Source organism: Acidobacteriota bacterium (genome assembly GCA_018001935.1).
Lineage (GTDB): Bacteria > Acidobacteriota > JAAYUB01 > JAAYUB01 > JAAYUB01 > JAGNHB01.
The window spans coordinates 41,101-61,669 of the sequence record JAGNHB010000030.1 but is presented as its reverse complement, the minus strand read 5'-3'; the positions used below and the strand labels follow the sequence as shown (position 1 = coordinate 61,669).

The window sequence follows — 20,569 nt, the reverse complement described above, 5'->3', positions numbered from 1 at the left end:
GGAACCCCTGCCCCCCATGGCCGTCCCGCCGCCCGCCTACGCCTCGGCGCCCCCGGCGGCAGCGGCGCCGAAACCCGCGCCGAAGCCGGTCCAGCCTCCCCAGCCGGCCCCCCCCGTCTTCCGCCCGCCGGCACCGGCCGCTCCGGAGCCCGAGTATGCGGCGGCACCGGTCCCGGCAGCCCCGCGGCCCGTTGCCCCCGCCGCTCCCCCGGCCCCCGCCCCGGCGGCCCGCACGCCCATGCCCGAACCGCCCCTGGCGCCCTTTGCACCGCCCATCCCCGCCCCGCCGCCCGGGGCGCCCCTGTTCCCCCTGGCGGCGGAACCGGACGGGGAACTGACCGCCGGCGACGGGTCGTTCACCAAGCCGACCCTTCCCATCGAGTCCATCCCCCGGCCGATGCTCCGCCCCCGAACCCGCCAGTGCCCGGCCTGCAAATCGCTCATGGAGGACCCCGACTCGCTGAAGTGCGCCGTGTGCGGTTTCGAGCAGTCCCCCGAGGAAGCGGGGCCGCCCACGCGCTGCCCGCGCTGCGACGCGGACGTGCCCTCCAACTCGAGGTTCTGCAATCACTGCGGGTCCACCCTCCTCCCGGAGGCGCCGATCCAGCCCCTCGTCCCGGCCCCCCCCGGGTCGGAGGAACCCCCACCCCCGGAAGACGCCCCCCCGGTTCGCCCGAGGCTCATCACGTACTCCGCGGAGGGCGAGAAGGAGATTTTTCCCATCCAGAAACCCCGGGTGAGGATCGGCCGCGCCGCGGAGAACGAGATCGCCTTCCCCGGCGAGAAAGCCATCTCCCACCGCCATTGCGAGATCTACCAGGAGAACGGCTGTTTCTTCATCCGGGACCTCGGAAGCACCAACGGCGTCTACGTCAACAACGAGAAGACGGAGATGAGCCCCCTCTCCGACGGCGACAAGATCAAGCTGGGATTCAAGGTCTTTCGTTTCACCCTGTGACGTCGGCCTTTCGTATCCCCTGGCCGCATCCCTGGCTATCTATTTTTCTTTGCGAGCTTTGCGCCTTCGCGAGGTCAAGACCCGGAGGAGAACGCAAGAAGACCCCCTGCTTTTTATCTTGACAGAGGCGTCCACCTCGGCGAAGAGGGGACTTTCACCAACACACTCTCCGGCCCCGGCATCATCACCTTGGGCAACAGTCCCATCCCAACCCTTGGGGATTGGGGCCTCATCTCTCTGGTGGTGCTTCTGGGTGCGGCGGCGGTGCTGGCCCTCCGCTCCGGGCGGGCCGTCTGACGCAGCGCCTGGGCGACCAACCGGGGGACGGGAATCCGCGGAACAGGCGGAAAGCCCGTCCCTGACCCGGCACCCCGGCCGCCCCCCGGGCGATCATTCCGCCAGCATGCGGCGGAAGCGCTCCAGGCGGTCGGTGATCTCGGGGAACGTCAAGCGGCGGACCCGTTCCACCGAAAAATCCTCCACGTTGAAGGAAGCCATCACGGTGCCGTACCGGAGGGCGAGACCGAAATCCCGCCGGTCCATCCTGCCCTGCGAGGCGATGTAACCCATGAAGCCGCCGGCGAAGCTGTCCCCGGCGCCGGTGGTGTCACGGGCTTCCTCCACCGGGAAGGCGGGGAGAAGCCGCACCTCGTCCTCGAAAAAGCCGGCGGCCCCGTACTCCCCCCGCTTGATGACCAGCGCTTTCGGCCCCATGGAACGGATCTTCGCCGCGGCCCTGAGCAGGTTGCGCTCCCCGGAGAGCATGCGGGCCTCCCCGTCGTTGATGAAGAGGATGTCCACGCGCCGGAGCGCCGCCACGAGGGCGTCCAGCTTGAGGTTGATCCAGAGGTTCATGGTGTCCAGGCCGACGACGGCGGGCTTTTTCATCTGGTCCAGGACGTGGATCTGGAGGTCGGGGTCGATGTTGCCCAGGAAGACCACGGGGGTGCTCCGGAAATCGGGGTGGATCTCCGGCCGGAAGTCGGCGAAGACGTTCAGCTCCGTCGCGAGGGTCTCGGCCTCGTTGATGTTGTTGTAGACCCCTTTCCAGAAGAAGGATTTCCCCTTCTCCCGGCGGATCTGCCGGGTGTCGATCCCCTTCTCGTGGAAGAGGGCGAACTCCCGTTCCGTGAAGTCCTCCCCCACGACGCCCACCACCGCCGTGTCGGCGAAATAGCTGGCACAGAGGCTGAAGTAGGTGGCCGAGCCCCCCACCGCTCGTTCCACTTCCCCGAAGGGGGTTTTGACGCTGTCGAAGGCGACGGATCCGATGGCGATCAGTTTCAAGGTACTCCTCCCGTAACGGTTTACTCGGCCACGAACGCCCCGTGGGGGCAGATCTCGATGCAGCGCCCGCAGCGGGCGCAGGTGATCGGGTTGATGGAGATGTTGCGGTCCGCGTCGGCCGAAATGGCCGGGCACTCGAAGTTTCGCACGCAGTGTAGGCAACGCCGGCACTTTTCCGGGTCCACCCGCACGGTGAAGGCTTTGGGGATGGCGCCCTTCCGGTCGTTGATCACGCAAGGGTGACGGGCGATGACCACCGCGGGGCCCCCGTCGGGTGCGAGGGTGTGGGCGTGGGCCGCCTTCAGCGCCTCGAGGGTGGCCGGGATGTCGTAGGGGTCCACCGGCCGGATGAACCGAACGCCGCAACCCGTCACGGCCTCCTCGATGGAGAGGGCCACCCCCCGGGAGCCGTCCGCCCGGACCCCGGTGGTGACGGCGGGCTGCATCCCCGTCATGGCGGTCACCGCGTTGTCGAGGATGACGACGAGGATGCGGATGTCGTTGTAAACGGCGTTGACCAACTGGGGAAGCCCGGAGTGGAAGAAGGTGGAGTCGCCGATGGTGGAGACGACGGGCTGCTCGAGGCCGTCCTTCCCGTAAGCCTGGCGGAGCCCCATGGCGAGGCCGATGGACGCCCCCATGACCAGGACGGTGTCCACGGCCTTGAGGTTGATCCCCAGGGTGTAGCACCCGATGTCGCTGCAGTAGATTCCCTTGGGGAAGGCTTTGCGGATGGCGTAGAACGAGTTCCGGTGGGGGCATCCCGGGCACAGGGTCGGCCGCCGCATGTCCCGCTGGAAGTCCCCCGGGACCTCGAGGGTGGTGGAACGCGCCTCCAGGCCCAGGAAACGGCAGAGGAGCTGCTCCACCCGGGCCCCGTCCAGTTCCCCCTCCTCGGGGACCGCCCCGTTGAGACGGCCGTCGAGCCGCGTCTTGTCGGGAAGCTGCATCTCGATGACCGACGTGGTCTCCTCGAGGACCAGGACGCGGTCGAAACGCGCGGCGAACGCCGCCACGCGCTCCACGGGGAGCGGGAACGGCAGCCCGACGTGCAGAACGGGCAGGTTGAGCCCGCGAGCGGCGGCGAAGTCCTTCACGATCCCCCGGAGCACCCCCCCGGCAACGATGCCCCGGCTTCCCTCGCCCGTGTCCTCGGCCATCACGCGATCGTCCCCGGCGAGGTCGGCGGCGAGGGTCCTGAGCTTCCCGTTCAGTTCACGGTGGAGCCGGTAACGGAACTTGGGGGTGGCGGCCCAGCGCTCGACGTCCCTGACGAAGGCCGACGGTCGCGCCTCGAAACCGACGGGGGGCAGGTCCACGTCCTGCCGGGAGTGGCAGACCCGCAGCGAGGGGCGAAGGATGACGGGGACCCCGTAGGTCTCGGAAAGCTCGAGCCCGAACCGGGCGTAGGCGAGCGCCTCCCCGGGGGTTGCGGGGTCGAGCACGGGCACCTTGGCGAACATGCCGAAAAAGCGGGTGTCCTGCTCCGTCTGGGAGGAGTGGGGCCCCGGGTCGTCGGCGCTGATGATGAGAAAGCCGCCCTTGCAGCCGGTGTAGGCGGCGCTGGTGAGGGCGTCCGCGGCGACGTTGAGCCCGACCTGCTTCATGACCACGGCGCTCCGCTTGCCGGCGTAGGAGGCCCCCAGGGCCACCTGGAAGGCCACCATTTCGTTGATGGACCACTCGGCGACGGCGGGTGAGCCGGTCTCCTTCGTGAAACCGACGAAAGCGGGCAGGACCTCCGAACTGGGGGTGCCGGGGTAGGAGGCGAGCACCTCGCACCCGCCGAGGAGCAGTCCCCATGCGATGGCCTCGTTGCCCAGAAGGACGCGCTTTTCCATGATGTGTCCCCTTTCGTCGGATTTCGGCACCCGGTGCGGGTCGGTCAGAGGGGCATTTTTCCTGTTTCAGCGGGTCAAGTCAAGGGGTTTGTCGTTCGGGGGGAAGGTGCGAATGGTGTGAAAGGTGCGAAAGGTGTGAAAGGTGCGAAAGGTGTGAACGGTGCGAACGGTGTGAACGGTGCGAACGGTGTGAAAGGTGCGAAAGGTGTGAACGGTGGGAACGACGTGAACGTTGTGAACGGTGCGAACGGAACTCTGACGCGTCACTGCCGCCCCGAGCAATTCGCCCTTCCCCTCCCCCGCCGGATCGGATAGAATGCGCTTTTTGCAATCGAGTTCCCGGGAGGAAGAGATGAAGCAGTTGATCGTCACCATCCTGTTCGTTTTCGGCCTGTCGCTTGCGGCCTCCGCCACTGCCACCCCGCCATCCGGAGACGGCGGGCATCCCCCGGTCACGGCGGACCCGCCGACGGCTTCGGCCGCGGAGCCGCCCGCGGCCGGGGAAGGCCCGACGACGCCTTCGACTGCGGAGCCGCCTGTGGTCAAGGCGGACCTCACCCGCCCCGGCACGTACACCGCCGGCAAGTGGAAGTACACCCTCAAGCACGAGACCATGGGCCGCGACACGGAAAAGAGCGTGGGGACCCTTTTCTACGACGGAAAGGCTCTCGACCTCAAGCCCAATGTCAACGACTACGTCCGCACGCCGTGGGGCCCGCTCTACTGGGTCGGCAAGCGCCTGATGACCTGGGGCCCGAACGGCTGGATGGTCCAGCCGGCCGAGGGCGAGAAGCGGATCGGCCGCGAGGTCTCCGTGGCCGGTGTCCCCGTGGAGGAAGCGCAGCAGCTCCCCATCGTCACCGGCACCGCGGGGGAGATCGCCCTGGGCAAGGAGGCGTGCGGGGACTACGTCGAGGCCGTGATCGGGCAGGTCATCACCATCCGCCTCCCCGGCAACCCCACCACGGGCTACGAGTGGCAGGCCCTCCCCCCCGACCACGCCGCCGTGATCCCCATCGGACCCGTCGAGTACCACAAGGACGCCGGGGACGGAAAAGCCGTGGGGACGGGGGGCGCGTACGTCTTCCACTTCCGGGCCGACCGGGAGGGCGCCGCCAAGATCACGCTGCTGTACAAGCGGAACTGGGAGAAGGAAGCGGCCGAGCGTTTCACCGTCCTCGTCCGGGTTTCCCCGGGAGCGGGCCCCCGCTAGCCGAACCTGCGCCACCTACGCTACACACCGGGCGGCAGCGGTCGTCCCCCTGACGACCGCTGCGCCTCTTGCAAGTTCTGACTGGTTTCAAGGAAGCTCGGCGACGATGTCCCCAGGGCCAGGGATCGTTGCCCTGCGCGCCCTCATCCCGCCAAGGGTCAAAAAAAACGCCACGATCCTGACGCGACGAGGACGAGACGAAGGCGAGATTCGAGCGGGACGCGGGCGGGACGAAAGCGGGCGAAGGGGCGTTTCGCAACCCGCTATTTCTTGCCGTGTTGCGAATTTATCTCTCGAGAATCATGGTGCCATTCGACATCCATGTTCGCTCGGGTTCTGAAAGCAGTCAGCGCTTACCGCATCTTTTTATTGCGGTCTCGACCCACCGGACAGCTCTCGTCGTAATTATCTGAACCATCGTTTGTTACATGGTCGGTTCCGCCGGGACCGGCCGGACCGGGACCCCGTTTTGCAACATAATGTTGCGCTTCCTCTTTGACTCCCCCCTGCGGGAGGAGACAAAGAATACACTGTATCCATTGTTATTACGATCTATATCCGAAACACTGTGCATCACTGTGTTGCGCCCTATTGCCCGTCGGCCTCCGGACCTGGCGTGATGGGGCAGAGCCGCCGGGCGGCGGGGGAGGAACCCCGGGAATCGTGAAGGGCACGGTGGACAGGCGCCCGGGGGCAGCGGGAAGGGACAGCGACGCCACCGCTTCCCCTCCCGCCGCGCAACCGGGGACCGGGGTCCGCCCCCCGTGCCCGGAGGGGGCGGGAAGCGGCTTCCACCCGCCCCCGAAGCGAATTGGCATGTCCTTTGCTAGAAGCTGCTTCCATTTTGCCTGGAGGTTTGACATGAAGAAATACCTTTACCCCCTGTTTGCCCTGCTCGCGATCGGAGCGGCCGCGGCCGCCTCCGCTGACGACTATTTCCCCCAGGCCGAGGGGAACGCCTGGACCTACGCCATCGAAGGCGTCACGGGCGGCGCCACCGTCGAAAACCGGATCGTCGAGACGGGGACGTCAAACGGCCGTTTCTATTACAAGCACACCTTCCTCATGGGCGGCGAACTCTGGGTGACCCGAGACACGTCCGGCAACGTCCTCCACCACACCGGCGGCTACAGCCCGGCGACCCTGTTCAAGCTGGGCGCCACGTCCGGGACCACCTGGACGGTCGTCCTGTCGGGTTGCCAGAGCAACGCCACGGCGCAACTGGAGTACGTCACCGAGCCCGTGACCGTCCCCGCCGGCACCTTCCAGAACGTCCTGGCCGTCCGATACACCAACCTTCCCTGCCGCGACGCCGGCATCACCTCCCAGTTCTTCGCCCCGGGCGTCGGCCTGATCCGCGAGGAGCGCATGTCCATCGCCGGCCCGCGCATCTATGCCCTGACCGCCGCCACGATCGACGGCGAGGCCTACATCGCCCCGAACGCCGACCCCGGCACGGGCCCCGTCACCGCCGGGCTGACCCTGGACAACTACATCTACACCTCCCGCTACCGGTCCAGGGGGACCACCGAGGGCTGCGGCTACTACATCGACGTGATCGCTTCCCTGCTGGTCTCCAACGGGACCAACACCCCCCTCAACCTGAACTTCAACACCGCCCAGCGTTTCGACGTGGTGATCCGGACCGCCGCGGGCAGCTTCGTCTACCGGTGGTCCACGGGGAAGTCCTTCGCCCAGACCGCCGCGCAAGTCTCCATCGCCCCCGGCGAGAGCAAGGCCTTCGACGCGACCTTCCCCAAGAAACTCAACCCGGGGAACTACACCCTCGAGATGAACCTCACCGGCACCCCCTCCTTCACCGTGAAAGTCCCGTTCCAGGTCAGGCAGGCCCAGTGAAGGGGCCTACCCCGCCCGAAACGGTTTCTCATAGACAGTCGGGGCCTCGCGTGAGGCCCCTTTTTTTTCGGGAACGACCGGTTCGCGGGTGGGGGGGGTCAGGCCCGGCTATGCCAGGGACAGCATCCGGTCCAGGGCCAGGCGGGCGGGCCCTGCGATCGCGGCAGGGACGGAAACGACGTTCACGGGGTCCCCGGCCGCCAACCGGTCCAGGGCCTGGAGGAGGCAGCGGGGGTCGATCCGCCACATCGTGGGGCAAACCGACCCGAAGCGCGTGAGGGGGACGACCGTCCCTTGCGGGTATCGGCTCGCCAGGCGCCTGACCATGTTGAGCTCGGTCCCCACGGCCCAGCGCGTGCCCGGGGCCGTCTCCGAGACGCGCCGGAGGATCGCCTCGGTGGAGCCGGCTTCGTCCGCCGCCGCCGTCACCTCCCAGGCGCATTCGGGGTGAACGATGATCCGCCGGTCCGGCTCGGTGTTCCGGAAGTGGGTGACGTGGGTGTTCTTGAACATCTGGTGGACGGAGCAGTGCCCCTTCCAGAGGATGAGGGCGGCGGTCCGGAAGGGGTCCCAGCCCGCCCCCCGGGGCGGCGCCGCCGGGTCCCAGACGGGCATCCGCTCCAGCGGAACACCGGCCCGTGACCCGGAATATCTCCCGAGGTGCTGGTCCGGCAGGAAGAGGACGCGTTCGCCCAACCCCAGGGCGTGCTCCACCACCTTCGCCGCGTTCGAGGACGTGCAGGCGATCCCGCCGCGCTCGCCGGCGAAGGCTTTCACTTCCGCGGACGAGTTGACGTAGACCACCGGGACTGTCCGCCCCGGAAGGCCGGCATCCAGGAGTTCCCAGCAGGCCCGCACCTGGGGCAGTTGCGCCATGTCCGCCATGGAGCACCCCGCGGCCGGGTTGGGTAGGATCACCCGCTGGTGCGGAGACCGGAGGATGTCGGCGCTCTCCGCCATGAAGTGCACGCCGCAGAAGACGACCCAGCGGGCCGCCGAACGGCTCGCGGCGAACTGGGACAGTTTCAGGGAGTCCCCGGTGATGTCGGCGAAGCGGATGACCTCGTCGCGCTGGTAGTGGTGTCCCAGGATGACCAGGTCCTCCCCGAGACGGTCCCGCACCGTGCCGATCCTCCGGAGGACCTCCTCCGGGGCCAGGTTCCGGGTGTCATCGTCCAGTGCGGCCATGTCGGTTCACTTCATGGCGTGGGTCGCGACGGAGACGTTGGCGGCGCTGTCCATGGCCCGGAAGATCAGCATCCGCCCGGCCGCCCCCGCCGGATTCGCCCCGGCAGGGACCGACACCCGGAACACTTCCCGCCGGGTGTCGCAGATCCCGTCGACCGGGCCGGCGGACGTCCACTTCACCCCGCCGTCCACGGAGTACTCCGCGAGGTGGATCGGGCTCAGGGCGTCCTCGACCTCGACCTCGAAGCCCCCCCCGTCGGACCGCCCCGTTCCGGGCCGGATGACGGGGGGCGTGTTGTCGAGGGTGATGACCCGGCTCACCAGGGATTCCTCCCGGGATTGCCCGGGGAGGTTCGAGACGGCATCCGAGACGGTCAACCGGAACTGGAATCGCCCCTCGCCAAGCCGGTTGATCCCCAGGTTGAGCGTGTTTTCCCGGAGGCCGTCCTGGAGCGTCACCCACGCGTCGTTCCCGACCGTTCTCGCGGAGACGGCGTACTCGAGAACGTCGTCGTTGGGGTCGGAGGCGGTCCAGTTCATGGAGAGCGTCCCGAGCCGGTAGGCCTTGACCAGGGTCGGCAAGGCCGCGGGGCGGGTGATGGCCGACAGGAGGACGTCGGGGAAGACGAAGGAGGAGTGGTCCCCGAAGGACGGGATCCCGGTGGTGTTGGGCATGGGGGTCTGTTCCTGGAAACCGATGCCCGAGGGGTTCACCGTGAAGGCGCTCAGGCGCGGGGACTGGTTCTGCTGCAGGAAGGTGACGCCGAGGCGCTCGACCCAGGTGTCCACCGCGGCCCCGGGCAGATTCCCCTCGGGGTGGAGGACCACCTTGACCTGGAAGTACCGCGACGGGGGGACGGCGGGGACGGCGCCCGTCGCAGGGTCCAGGGGACCTGCCCACGCCGCCCAGGTGTTGTCGGGCTCCGGGGAGTTGCCACAGCGGAACCAGAACGCGAAGCGTCCCGGCGGCACGGCCGCGGGCAGCTGGGCGGTGAGGGCCCCGAACGTCGCCGGGAAACCGGCGTCACCCACGTCGGAAACGTATTCCCCCTTCTCGTCGGGTTTGCGAAGGAGGTGGTAACCCTTGCCCGCGTTGCTGGTGAAAAGGGCGATCGCCTCCCCGTGGGGAACCATGGCGGTCACCTGCTCCTGGCCGGTCTCCACCAGGACCCCGTAGGGCCGGTTGTCCCGGATGAGCAGGATGCGGCCGCGGTCGCCGGTCCCGAGGTAGGCGTCGCCGCCTTCGTCCACCGCCACGGAAAAGGCCCTGAACTCGGGGGACGACCACAGCACCCGGACGTTGAGCCCCGGGTCCAGCTGGTACAGCCCGCTCACCGCCGGCTTGGCGGCGCCGTACCCCAGGGCCAGGTAATCGTCCATCCCCACTTTCTTCCGCTTCCGCGGCGTCAGCTGGTACGTGCTCGAAAAGGGGTCCGTGGCGCTGTCGACGGTGGTGACGGCGTCGTCGGCGTCCGTCCCGACCCCGAGCACGAGGAGATTCCCGTAGCGGTCGCGGACCAGCTGGCGAACTTCCCCGTGCGGGGCGTCGAAAAGGGTGGCTGCCTTGCCGTCCGGGGCGATCCGGAGCACGAGGCCGCTGGGGGCTGTCCCGGCCAGGAGGTTTCCGTCCGGGTCGAAGACGAGGGACAGGATGTGGGTCTCCGGGGAGTCGTAGAACAGCTCGGCCTTGCCGTCCCGGAAGCGGTAGATCTTCCCGTCGGTTCCGGTCCCGGCGTAGAGGGTGCCCTGCCGGTCGACGGCCAGCGACCAGGCATACTTCGCGTCGAGGCCGGCGAGGGCCTCGCCTTTCCCGCCCGGGGTCACCCGGTAGACCTTCCCGGCCGTGCCCGCGGCGACGTAGACCTCGTCCCCGGGGCCCTGGGCCAGGGCGAAGACGTCGGGCTCCTCGGCGTCGAAGAACACCTCCGCCTTCCCCGCGGCGTCGATCCGGTAAACCTTCCCCTCGTGACCCGTCCCGGCCAGGAGGTTGCCCTTCGCGTCCCGCATGGCGCAGAGGACGAACGGCGTCCCGGCATCCCATCGTTCCTGGAGCGTCGGGGCCGGCACGAGGCGGCCGTCGTACGTGATGGAGACCCCCGAAGCCTTGCCGTCGAGGAATTCCTCGTAGGTGTCCGCCAGCCAGCTTTTCGGGCGGACCGCCAGGACCGTCGCCAGGGACAGGCCCATCAGGATGGTGCAGAGGATGGTGCAGCGAAACGTCATCGTTGGTCTCCTTCAGCGGGGTTCAACCATCACCTGGAAGGTCTTGAAGCCGGTGACGGCGTAGGGCTTGTTTCCGAGGTTCTGCTCGTAGAAGTGCACGTACTTGACGGGGGAGGGGGCGCCTCCCAGCCGCGGCCCCTTGAAGATCTCCAGCATCGAGGGCGGGAGGGCCGGGAAATCCTTGCCGTGGGTGAAGATCCCCTCCCCTTTCCGGTACATCTTGACATAGAGGGTCCCGTCCTGCCGGAACTGCTTCAGGACGCGGATCAACTGGGCCGCGTCGGTGACCAGGAACAGCCCGGGCTCGAGCTGCTGTTCGAGCTGGGTCAGGTTGGTCCCGTCGCCCACGTAGATCTGGATGGGCCCGGGCGGGGTGTCCTCCGGGATGGCCACCGAGAACTGCTCCTCCTCGGGGGTCCCGTCCGGTCGCCTCAGCGTGACGTGGAAACGAAGCGCTTCCCCCGGCTTCACCCGGACTTTCGAAACCCATGCCTGGTCCAGCCGGGCCACGGAGAGTTCCTCCCGCATCCGGGCGAAGACACAGATCCGCTCGATGTCGATCCCGGAGAACCCGAACAGCATGAGGTACTGCACCGGGACGGCCACGTAAGCCGCGGCCAGGGCCGGGGTGAGGTTGGCCTGGCAGAAGATGTTCCGGAGGTGGATCTCCTCCCCGCCCTTCAGGAAGATGTCCGTGGACACCTCGATGGTCTCCCAGCCGAGGACGCGCTCCTCGACGGTCAGGAAATTCTGTACGCCCAGGCTGATCAGGAGGGGGGTCAGCTGCCGGTCCCGCGCCGTCTCGAATCGGTACTTGAGGCTCTTTCCCCTCGAATTGAGGAGGGACAGCTCGACGGGGACCATGCGGGGGGCCTCGCCCAGGGTCCCCTGGATCCCGATGGTGCGGTCCTGGCGGATCACCCCGATGGGCGCCCCGGTGGTGAAAAACTTGAAGGACGTGCTCAGGGTCGGAACCACGGTGATGACCTCGGAGGCGTGGAGCGGGAACTCGGTCCCCCCCGTGGACATGAAGGGGTGTCCGAAGGCGTAGATCGTCTTCCCGTCGACCTCCGTCACCGTCCCGCCCGCACCCACCTGGAGATCGCCCCGGATCATGCAGGCCACGACGCTCGACCCCGGCACGGTCGGGGGAGGCTCGCCGCCGGGAGTCGCCCCCGCCACCGAGAGGGCGGCGCCGGCCTGCGGCTCGAACCCGAGGGGGGACAGGAGGTCCCCGAACGCCTTCAGCCCCGCGGGGGTGGCGCCGGAGACCCCGAGCGGGGTGGCGATGGGTCGGAATGGGCTTCCCGGCGTGAACACCCCCGGCACGTCGGCCGCGGCCTCCCGGGCCCCTTCCGGGCATTCCCCCCCTGTCAGGATGCTCTCCAGGTTCCGGCCGGTGGGGGGGACGATCCGGATCCCCTTCATGGGTTTGCCGGGGTCCTCCTCCTTCTCGAAGATCGCCCGCATCTCCTCGAAGGGCGTCACGCCGGCGATGGGCTCCTTGCAGAAGGGGAAGGCGTAGGCGAGGGCGCCCAGGAGTTTCCCGTCGACGTAGATGGGGGAACCGCTCATCCCGGAGAAGACACCGGTTTTCTCCACGGCCGGGCCGGAGAGGCGCACCACGATGATGGTCCGGCCGGCGATGATGTTGGGCATCACGCCGAGGACTTCGAAACCGAATTCCGTGAGCCCGGAGCCCAGGATGCAGGTCTTCCCCGTCCCGGTGAGCCCCGGGCGCACCTGGGACAGGGGGAAGACCTCGCTGGCCGCGGGGGCGAACACCCCCGACAGCAGGAGACACAGACCCGCCGCGCACCACCCGAACGCTGTTCTATTCATCGGTACCGTTCCTTTCCTCAGTTGGGGGATGGCCTCCGGCCCTGCGAAGCAGGACCACCGCCTGGGCCCACACGCCCTCCCGGCGCCCCGGGAACCCCAGGCCCTCGGTGGTCCCCGCCTTGATGCCCACCCGGCCCTCCTCGATCCCCAGGCAGCCGGCCACGCGGCCGATCATCCCGGGGATGTGGGGGGAGAGGCGGGGCGCCTCCGTCAGGACCACCGCGTCGATGTTCTCCACGGCCCACCCTTCCGTGCGGAGGAGGTCGCGCATGTCCTCGAGGAACTTGTGCCCCGGGCAGCCTTTCCAGGCAGCCTCGCCGGGAGGGTAGAAATACCCGATGTCCCGGCGGCCCAGCGCGCCGAGGATGGCGTCAACGAGCGCGTGAACCAGGGCGTCCGCATCCGAGTGGCCTTCGAGCCCCAGGGGGTGGGGGATTCGGACGCACCCCAGCCACAGTTCGCGGTCCGGGGCGAAGCGATGAACGTCGATTCCCATGCCGATGCGATACAAGGAAACCTCCTCCCGTCCAGAGCGGCAAGATGATAACCCGAAAACCCCGCCGGCGCCAACATAATCGCGTCAGCGGGCGGCCCGCTGCTCCCGCATCCCCGGCTGGGCGGCGTTGCCGAGGATCCGGTTGATGCGGCCGAAGATCATCTTCCCCGCCGTGGTCTGGAGGAGGCTCGTCACCACGATCTCCACGCTCTTGCCGATCAGGGTGCGCCCCTCGTCCACCACCACCATGGTGCCGTCGTCCAGGTAGGCGATCCCCTGGTTCTCCTCCTTGCCTTCCTTCAGGATCATCACCTTCATGATCTCCCCCGGGGGCACCGGGGGCTTGAGGGCGTTGGCCAGGTCGTTGATGTTGAGGACGCCGATCCCGCGGAGCTGGGCGACCTTGTTCAGGTTCAGGTCGTTGGTCATGACCTTGGCGGAAAGCTCGCGCGCCAGTTCGAGGAGTTTCATGTCCACTTCCCGGATCTCCGGGTAGTCCGTCTGCGTGAACTGCACGGTCACGTTGCCCATCTTCTGGATGCGCTGCAGGATGTCCAGGCCCCGCCTCCCCCGGGTCCGGCGGATGGAATCGGGAGAGTCGGCGATCAACTGCAGTTCCTGCAGCACGAATTGAGGGACGATCAGGGTGCCCTCGACGAAACCGGTCTCGCACAGGTCGGCGATCCGGCCGTCGATGACCACGGAGGTGTCGATGATCTTGCTGCAGCCGCCCGCGGTGCGGTCCGTCGCGAAGAGACCATCGAACGCCTTCATGTTCAGGAGGTTGCCCTTGTCCGCCCCCACCAGGAGCCCCACGTAGGCCATGAACATCATGATGGAGAGCTGGAGGAAGGTCAGGGTGGGCTTGGGGATGGACTCCATCCGGCTGAGCACCAGGGAGATGAGCGCCGCGCCCGCGATCCCCAGGATGGAGCCGATGACGGCCCCGATGAGGGTTTTCAGGCTCAAGCGGCGAATCCGGATCTCGAAGGTGATGATGGCGGCCGCCGTCAGGGCGCCGAGGGCGCCGCTCGGGGCGGGCCCGAGGGATGCCCCCGCCGGCTGCACCGCCACGGCGGCATAGGTCAGGACGGCGGCGAAAATCAGGCGAACGATCCAGGTATCCATGATGGCCTCCTTTCCCGATAAAACACATGACACCGGTTTGAAGGCCCCAAACCGGATTTCGATTCAGAGGGAAACCCTTGCGCCCGGAAACGGAATGCGGTCTAATGAGGCCGGCGACCACGCCCGAAGCTCGCAACGGATGGAGACGGAATGGCTGAAGGACACCGGGATTTCGCACTCGACCGCGCGGTGGACACCGTCCGCCGCTTCACGCTCCGCAACGGCGCGCTGTCGGCCTGGCGCACCCTCCCCGCGTCCGACGGGGATTACCGGCCCTTCCCTGACTTTATGCACCCCCGCGTCGTCGAGGCGCTGGGCCGGCAGGGGATCGCCTCGCTTTACAGCCACCAGGAGGAAGCGATTCGGCACGTCTTCGCCGGGAAGAACGTGGTGCTGGTCACGCCGACCGCCTCGGGAAAGACCCTGGCCTACAACGTCCCCGTGGTGCAGGCCGTCCTCGAGGACCCCACGGCCCGCGCCCTCTACCTCTTCCCCACCAAGGCGCTCTCCCAGGACCAGCTCTCGGGGCTCCAGTCCCTCGTCGACGGCGTCGGCGGCGGGGTGAAGACCTGCACCTACGACGGCGACACCCCGGGCGACGCCCGCCGCGCCATCCGGGAGATGGGCCACATCATCATCTCCAACCCCGACATGCTCCACCAGGCGGTCCTGCCCCACCACACGAAATGGGTCAAGCTCTTCCGCAACCTCCGCTACGTGGTCGTCGACGAGATCCACACCTACCGGGGCGTCTTCGGCTCCCACGTGGCCAACCTCTTCCGGCGACTCAAGCGGGTCTGCGCCTTCTACGGCTCCCGCCCGCAGTTCATCTGCTGCTCCGCCACCATCGCCAACCCCGCCCAGCTCGCCGAACGGCTCCTGGAGGAACCGGTGGAGCTGGTGGACCGCAACGGGGCCCCCAGCGGCGAGAAGGTCATCCTCTTCTACAACCCGCCCGTGGTGAACGCGGAGCTGGGGATCCGGCAGAGCTACATCACCGCCACCCGGAAACTGGCCACCATCCTCCTGCGGGACGGCATCTCCACCATCATCTTCGCCATGAGCCGCCTCAACGTCGAGGTTCTGGTCAAGTACCTCAAGGACGCGGTGGAGAAGCGCATCCCCGACAAGGGGCTGGTGAGGGGGTACCGGGGCGGGTACCTCCCCAACCTGCGCCGCGAGATCGAAAAGGGGCTGCGGGACGGCTCCATCCGGGGGGTGGTGGGGACCAACGCCCTGGAGCTGGGCATCGACATCGGCTCCCTCAACGCCTGCGTCATCGCCGGTTACCCCGGCTCCATCGCCGCCACCTGGCAGCAGGCGGGACGCGCGGGGCGCAAGTCGGGGCGCGCCTTCATCGCCCTGGTGGGCCGGAGCCTTCCCCTGGACCAGTTCATCATGAACCAGCCCGAGTACTTTTTCGGCCGCTCCCCCGAGCACGCCCTCATCAACCCGGACAACCCCCTGGTCCTCATGAGCCACCTCAAGTGCGCCGCCTTCGAACTGCCTTTCCGGGACGGCGAGACCCTCGGCCGCGCCGGGGTGGAGGACTACCTGCAGATGCTGGTGGAAGACGGGATTTTGCACCGCAGCTCCGGCCGGACCCACTGGATGAACCAGTCCTACCCCGCCGACGACGTCAGCCTGCGCAACATCGCCGACGGCAACTTCGTGGTCCTGGACGCCGACGACAACAACAAGGCCATCGGCGAGGTGGACTTCGACAGCGCCCCCGAGCTGATCCACAAGGACGCCGTCTACCTCTCGGAGAGCGTCCCCTACGTCGTGGAGAACCTGGATTACGAGGGGCGCAAGGCCTACGTCCGGCGGGGCGACACCGACTACTACACCGACGCCATCGTCTACACCAGCGTCCGGGTGCTGGACGAGTTCGACCACTCGGTGCAGGGGAACACCCTGTGCGAGAACGGGGAGGTCCACGTCGTCAAGGAGTTCGCCGGGTTCAAGAAGGTCCGGTTCTACACCTCGGAAAACCTGGGTTACGGGGACATCCACCTCCCCCAGCACGACCTCCACACCACCGCCTACTGGATCACGGGGCGGCCCGACGTCCTGGCGAAGCTGCCCCACTCCCGGCTCGACCTGGTGGACGGTTTCCTCGGCGCCGCCTACGCCCTGCACCACGTGGCCACCCTGCTCCTGATGTGCGACTACGGCGACCTGGGCCGCAGCGTCGGGGACCGGCACGCCCGCTGGTACGCCGCGCTGACCGCCCAGGGCAAGGGGATCTTCACTCCCGACGGCCGCCTCGACGAGGGGGACATGGCGTTCTTCGACCGCTTCGAGCCGACGCTCTTCCTCTACGACAACATCACCGGCGGCATCGGCCTGGCGGAGGACCTGGCGGGGCGCCACGACGAACTGCTGGGGCGGACGGTGGCGCTGATCCGCGCCTGTCCCTGCAAGCAGGGCTGTCCCTCCTGCGTCGGCCCGGTGAACGAGCCCGACGTCCGCACCAAGCAGGTCGCCGTCGCGGTGCTGGAGGCAATGCGGGGAACGCTTCCCGCCCCGGCGTCTCCCGGGGAAGGGGTTTAGGCTGTAGGCTGTAGGTTGTAGGCTGTAGGTTGTAGGCTGTAGGCTGTAGGCTGTAGGCTGTAGGCCCGGAGGAAATGTCGTCGGGGTCGGTATCGGTATCGGTATCGCAATCGGTATCGGTATCGCCATCGCCACCGCCCCCACCATCGCCATCGCCCACGCCCTCGAAGCTAAACCGCGGATGCAATCGCTCTCGAAACCGCCAGGGCCACCGCCCCCACCATCGCCATCGCCCACGCCCTCGAAGCTAAACCGCGGATGCAATCGCTCTCGAAACCGCCAGGGCCACCGTCATCTCCCCCCCGTCTCCATCGACGCGAAGGCCGCTTTGCGGAGTGCGGCGCGAAGGCCGCTTTGCGGAGTGCGGCGCGCAGGCTGCCGGAGCGCCGCTTTGACCGCGCCGCGCAGGCGGCCGGAGCGGCGCGGCCCCGACGCCACCCGCGCGTCTTCCGGAAAATCAAACACAGGCGCGAAGGACAAAGGGACCCAAAGGACCAAAGGGACCGAAAGGACAGGCTGAGCCGAAGCGGCAGACGGCGCCGGCGCGGCATGCGACACGAACAGGCGCTAAAGCGGTCTTCCTTTGCGAGCTTGGCGCCTTGGCGAGCGCCGACCCGGGTCTTGATCACGCCAGGGCGCAAAGAAGAACGGGTCGCCAGGGAGGCGGCCAAGGGGTCTGGACACTCGTTTTCACCGGGCAGCCACCCCGCCGGGAGAAAGCTTCCGGTAGGTTTCTCACAAAAGCACGGAGAAGCGGCGTCTCCGATTAAGCTCGAAAGGCCAAACGCCGTCTCCTTTCTCCTGTCTTTCGACCAAGGTCTCCTCAGGGCTGTCCCTTATCCGCCGACAGGCCTGAAGATCCGCGGCCTTCGTTCCGACCCCGTCCGGCGGCGGCGGGGGAAGGGTTCCCGTCGCCCCCCTCTTCGGGCCGGAGGACGATATCGACCCGGAGTTCGCCCTCCCCCGTCGGGACCAGCCCCGCCCGGGAGACCGCGTTGTAGCCGTCCAGTTCGGCGGACAGCACGTAGCTCTCGAGGAAGAGGTTCCCGAAGAGGAAATGCCCTTTCTCGTCGGTGAGCGTCTGCCGGACGACGCCCTTCCCCGCGTGGGCGAGACGGACGCGGACCCCGGCCAGGGCGTTGCCGGCCTCGTCCCTCACCTGCCCGCGGATGCTGGCGCCGAGCCCCGCCATCGCGCCGAAGACCGTGCCGGTCCACACCAGCAGGGCGAGCAGCGGGACCGCCCACCGCACCGCACCGCCCGGCTTGCCCGCCCCCCCGGCTTCCGACGGGGCGCTGACGTTGAATATCCTCTCTCCACGGGTCGGGGACATGTTACCTCCTTCGGCAAGGCGCCTGGCCGTTCTCGGGGTCTCTCCCTTTCCGGAACGTCACGCCTCCCCTCAGGATGGAGTCTATCGCGGGGGACACGGCCAGGGAACCGGGAAAAATGTCGGTTTGTGGCGGTCGGGCGCCGCGGGGGGATCGATTGCAACGAGTTCTGAAAAAAGATGTTACTTCGTATCCTCCCCGAAGCCCGCCCGGCGGGGAACCGCAGATGTCCGGTGAAGGAAGGCGAGGCAGAGGGTCGCGGCGAGGGCGGCAAGGGAGAGGGGGACCATCCACCCCCAGCCGGGGGGGTGGAACTCGAAACGGACCCGGTGCCTCCCGGCACTCACGAACACGCCCCGGAAGATGTAGTCCGCCGGGAACACGGGCGCCTCCCGGCCGTCCACCCACGCGGTCCAACCCGGGTCGTAGGCGTCCCGCAACACGAGGACACCCGCCGCGGGAGCGTCGGTCGTCACCTCGACCCGGTTGAAGCCGTCGTCGCGGATGCCGCCGGGGTAGGCGCCCTTTCCCGGGGGCCCCAAGCGCCGGGCCTCGCCCGCGAAGCGCCCCGGGACCCAGGCCAGCGCGTCCCCCGCCCCGAGCAGGGACTGCAGCGGCGGGTCACCCGGGGGCGGCGGGGCGGCGGCCGTCTTCACCACCGCCCGTCCCTGCCCGGCGTTCACCCGGTAGAGGGCATAGAGGTAAGTCGCCCCCGTGGGGTACAGCCCGATGCGCTCGAGCCCGGGGTGCTCGTGGGGGATCGGCGACAGGAGCCACCGCACGCCGGCGGCGGCGTAGAGCCGCAGCCTCGCGTCGAACGGCAGGGCGAGGCTCGCTTCCCGGAACGCGGCGGCCCCCAGCGGGTCCAGGCGGTCGAAGACGAAGTCGAAGCCGTAGCCGGCCCCCTCGGTGAACCCGGGATACGGCGTCCCCGACTGCCGAAGGGCCCGGTAGTACCAGATCAGGCTGTCGGTCTTCCCGGCGTACCGAACCCCTGTCGGAAACCCCTCCACCGCCAGCCGGGAGGCCGAAAAGCCGCCCTCCGCGGACCGGACCGCCTCCAGGATGGGGACCTTCTCGAGAAAGACCACCCGGGGCCCGAAGGGAACGGCGAAACGGTTGCCGACGACCAGTTCCGCCAGCAACAGGGCGCCGGCCAGGGGAAGGGCCCAGGGCCGGTATCCTCCCCTCCCGGGGAACAGCAGGAGCGCCGCGACCCCGGCCACGGCCAGCGCAGGGACCGGCCAGAGGGAAGCGGCCGAACTCCCGGGGACCCGGAGGGAAACCCCGACCACGGCCATGAAGAGGGCAAGCCCCAGGAGGATGGTGAACCGGCGGGGTGCGCCGCCTCCCCCTTCCCCGCCGCCGCCGGATCGTACCCGTGACAGGCCGAGGGTGGCCAGGGCCGTCCAGGCGAAGGCGGCGAAGAACATGAGCTTGTCCGGGTACCGGGCCTGGTTCAGCAGCGGCAGGCCCTGGACCCAGTTCCCCAGCAGGGGGGCCCGGGTCCCCAGGGCGAGCAGGCAGAAGGCGAGGAAGGCCGCCAGCAGCGCGAGGGCCGCCCCGCGACGGCGGCCGGACAGGGCGACCACCCCGAGGATCAGCGCGGAGGCGCCCACGAAGAGGGACACGAGGTAGGGTTCCTGCCCCTCGGTGTACTCCCCGCCCCGGTACGTCCGCTCCATCCCGAAGGAGACGGAGAACGGGTTCGGCACGAACAGGGCGTGCAACATCTTCGGGTGACGGCTGTAGAGCGCCGTCTCCGACCCGGCGTCGAGGGTCCGGGGGCTCGCGGCCAGGGTCCGCGCCCCTTCGCGCAGCAGGGGCTGCGTGATCACCCCCGCCGTCAGCAGCGCCCCCGCCAGCGCCAGGGCCAGTCGCCCCGGGCTTCCTTCGCGCCCGACACGGCCCAGGTGAATCCCCAGGCGCCCGAGGAGACCCAGGCCCAAACCGAAGGCCAGCAGCGGTTCGAACACGGTCACCGTGAGGGACAAAACCAGGGCCAGGCGGGCCGCGGGCCCGGGGCCGGGGCGCTTGAGCACCCCCTCCAGGGCGAGGCAGGCCAGGGGCGAAAGAAAAACCCAGGGCACGAGCGTCAGGAGACAGGTCAGGGACAGGGCCACGCCGCCCAGGGCGTACGCGGCGCCTCCCCACCCCGCCGCCGCCCCGTCGGCGCCCCACCGTCGCAGGAGCGCGCGGAAGGCCAGGCCGCCGAGGAAAAGGTGCAAAACGATGAAAAGGTTCAGGGCGGCCAGCGGCTCGAGAACGAAGCGGATCCAGGCCGGCGGGTAGAACAGGAGGTAGTTGGGGTTTCCGGCGGCGTTCTGGCCGAAGTTGAGGAGGGGGTTCCAGAGCGGGATCTCGCCCGATGTCCGGAAGCTGTCGGCCGTCGCCTTCCAGAGGGGGTAGTGAAAGTTGAAGAGGTCCCGGGCGAAGAGGGAGTCGGAGCCCCGGAGCACCGGGAGGAAGAGCGCGGCGAGCAGCAGTGCGAGCAGGAGGGCGAAACCGGCGCCCCGGGCCGGGGACAGCGCGCTCTCGCGCAGACCCGCCCACCGCCGGGGCGCGCCGGTCCCGAAGCCGCCGGGAATCCCCGCATCCGCCATGGGAGAGGACGCCTCCTTCATCGGTGTCCGTGCGGGACGCAGCCGG

14 protein-coding genes are annotated in these 20,569 nt (G+C 68.6%); 5 read left to right on the top strand and 9 right to left on the bottom strand.

Features of this window, described 5'->3' with window-relative positions; genetic code table 11:
* The coding region (locus KA419_12305) for an FHA domain-containing protein (GenBank protein MBP7866719.1) at window positions 1–958 on the top strand (958 nt) is incomplete at its 5' end.
* 189 nt (window positions 959–1,147) lie between these two features.
* Window positions 1,148–1,255, top strand: a complete 108-nt coding sequence (locus tag KA419_12300; protein MBP7866718.1) for an IPTL-CTERM sorting domain-containing protein — start codon at window positions 1,148–1,150, stop codon at window positions 1,253–1,255.
* 93 nt (window positions 1,256–1,348) lie between these two features.
* Here the strand turns inward: KA419_12300 and KA419_12295 are convergent, their stop codons facing one another.
* Complete coding sequence (locus KA419_12295) at window positions 1,349–2,245, bottom strand: sugar kinase (GenBank protein MBP7866717.1); 897 nt, start codon at window positions 2,243–2,245, stop codon at window positions 1,349–1,351.
* Between the two features lie 20 nt (window positions 2,246–2,265).
* Window positions 2,266–4,089: an indolepyruvate oxidoreductase gene (locus KA419_12290; GenBank protein ID MBP7866716.1), complete on the bottom strand. Its 1,824-nt coding sequence runs from the start codon at window positions 4,087–4,089 to the stop codon at window positions 2,266–2,268.
* Between the two features lie 349 nt (window positions 4,090–4,438).
* On the opposite strand from KA419_12290, the gene KA419_12285 reads away from it, so the two are divergent.
* Window positions 4,439–5,299 (top strand): protease inhibitor I42 family protein, encoded by an 861-nt coding sequence (locus tag KA419_12285; protein ID MBP7866715.1) that lies wholly within the window; start codon window positions 4,439–4,441, stop codon window positions 5,297–5,299.
* 861 nt (window positions 5,300–6,160) lie between these two features.
* Window positions 6,161–7,156, top strand: coding sequence for a hypothetical protein (locus KA419_12280; GenBank protein MBP7866714.1), 996 nt, complete (start codon window positions 6,161–6,163; stop codon window positions 7,154–7,156).
* A 108-nt stretch (window positions 7,157–7,264) separates the two neighbouring features.
* Here the strand turns inward: KA419_12280 and nadA are convergent, their stop codons facing one another.
* The 5 genes from nadA to KA419_12255 all read right to left on the bottom strand — a co-directional run bounded on the left by nadA (window position 7,265) and on the right by KA419_12255 (window position 14,033).
* Window positions 7,265–8,344 (bottom strand): quinolinate synthase NadA, encoded by a 1,080-nt coding sequence (gene nadA, locus KA419_12275; protein ID MBP7866713.1) that lies wholly within the window; start codon window positions 8,342–8,344, stop codon window positions 7,265–7,267.
* A gap of 6 nt (window positions 8,345–8,350) precedes the next feature.
* The gene (locus KA419_12270; protein ID MBP7866712.1) at window positions 8,351–10,567 is read right to left on the bottom strand and encodes a hypothetical protein; all 2,217 of its coding nucleotides are present in this window, start codon (window positions 10,565–10,567) and stop codon (window positions 8,351–8,353) included.
* A 12-nt stretch (window positions 10,568–10,579) separates the two neighbouring features.
* Window positions 10,580–12,409 carry a hypothetical protein gene (locus KA419_12265; protein MBP7866711.1) on the bottom strand — a complete coding sequence of 610 codons (1,830 nt, stop codon included), beginning with the start codon at window positions 12,407–12,409 and terminating at the stop codon, window positions 10,580–10,582.
* Window positions 12,402–12,905 carry a 2-C-methyl-D-erythritol 2,4-cyclodiphosphate synthase gene (locus KA419_12260; GenBank protein ID MBP7866710.1) on the bottom strand — a complete coding sequence of 168 codons (504 nt, stop codon included), beginning with the start codon at window positions 12,903–12,905 and terminating at the stop codon, window positions 12,402–12,404. Before KA419_12260 ends, KA419_12265 begins: the two co-directional genes overlap by 8 nt.
* 84 nt (window positions 12,906–12,989) lie before the next feature.
* Complete coding sequence (locus tag KA419_12255; GenBank protein MBP7866709.1) at window positions 12,990–14,033, bottom strand: TRAM domain-containing protein; 1,044 nt, start codon at window positions 14,031–14,033, stop codon at window positions 12,990–12,992.
* A 150-nt stretch (window positions 14,034–14,183) separates the two neighbouring features.
* Between KA419_12255 and KA419_12250 the strand changes: the two genes are divergently transcribed.
* Window positions 14,184–16,589 carry a DEAD/DEAH box helicase gene (locus KA419_12250; GenBank protein MBP7866708.1) on the top strand — a complete coding sequence of 802 codons (2,406 nt, stop codon included), beginning with the start codon at window positions 14,184–14,186 and terminating at the stop codon, window positions 16,587–16,589.
* Window positions 16,590–17,412: 823 nt separating this feature from the next.
* Here KA419_12250 and KA419_12245 read toward each other — a convergent pair.
* Window positions 17,413–17,922: a carboxypeptidase regulatory-like domain-containing protein gene (locus KA419_12245; GenBank protein ID MBP7866707.1), complete on the bottom strand. Its 510-nt coding sequence runs from the start codon at window positions 17,920–17,922 to the stop codon at window positions 17,413–17,415.
* A gap of 180 nt (window positions 17,923–18,102) precedes the next feature.
* Entirely contained in the window at window positions 18,103–20,523 is a 2,421-nt protein-coding gene (locus tag KA419_12240; protein MBP7866706.1) for a YfhO family protein, read from the bottom strand.
* Window positions 20,524–20,569: the final 46 nt, after the last annotated feature.

Coding starts and splice junctions, on each gene's coding strand:
- KA419_12285 (MBP7866715.1), top strand. CDS start 4,439: ATGAAGCAGTTGATCGTCACCATCCTGTTCGTTTTCGGCCTGTCGCTT.
- KA419_12280 (MBP7866714.1), top strand. CDS start 6,161: ATGAAGAAATACCTTTACCCCCTGTTTGCCCTGCTCGCGATCGGAGCG.
- nadA (MBP7866713.1), bottom strand. CDS start 8,344: ATGGCCGCACTGGACGATGACACCCGGAACCTGGCCCCGGAGGAGGTC.
- KA419_12270 (MBP7866712.1), bottom strand. CDS start 10,567: ATGACGTTTCGCTGCACCATCCTCTGCACCATCCTGATGGGCCTGTCC.
- KA419_12265 (MBP7866711.1), bottom strand. CDS start 12,409: ATGAATAGAACAGCGTTCGGGTGGTGCGCGGCGGGTCTGTGTCTCCTG.
- KA419_12260 (MBP7866710.1), bottom strand. CDS start 12,905: ATGGGAATCGACGTTCATCGCTTCGCCCCGGACCGCGAACTGTGGCTG.
- KA419_12255 (MBP7866709.1), bottom strand. CDS start 14,033: ATGGATACCTGGATCGTTCGCCTGATTTTCGCCGCCGTCCTGACCTAT.
- KA419_12250 (MBP7866708.1), top strand. CDS start 14,184: ATGGCTGAAGGACACCGGGATTTCGCACTCGACCGCGCGGTGGACACC.
- KA419_12245 (MBP7866707.1), bottom strand. CDS start 17,922: ATGTCCCCGACCCGTGGAGAGAGGATATTCAACGTCAGCGCCCCGTCG.
- KA419_12240 (MBP7866706.1), bottom strand. CDS start 20,523: ATGGCGGATGCGGGGATTCCCGGCGGCTTCGGGACCGGCGCGCCCCGG.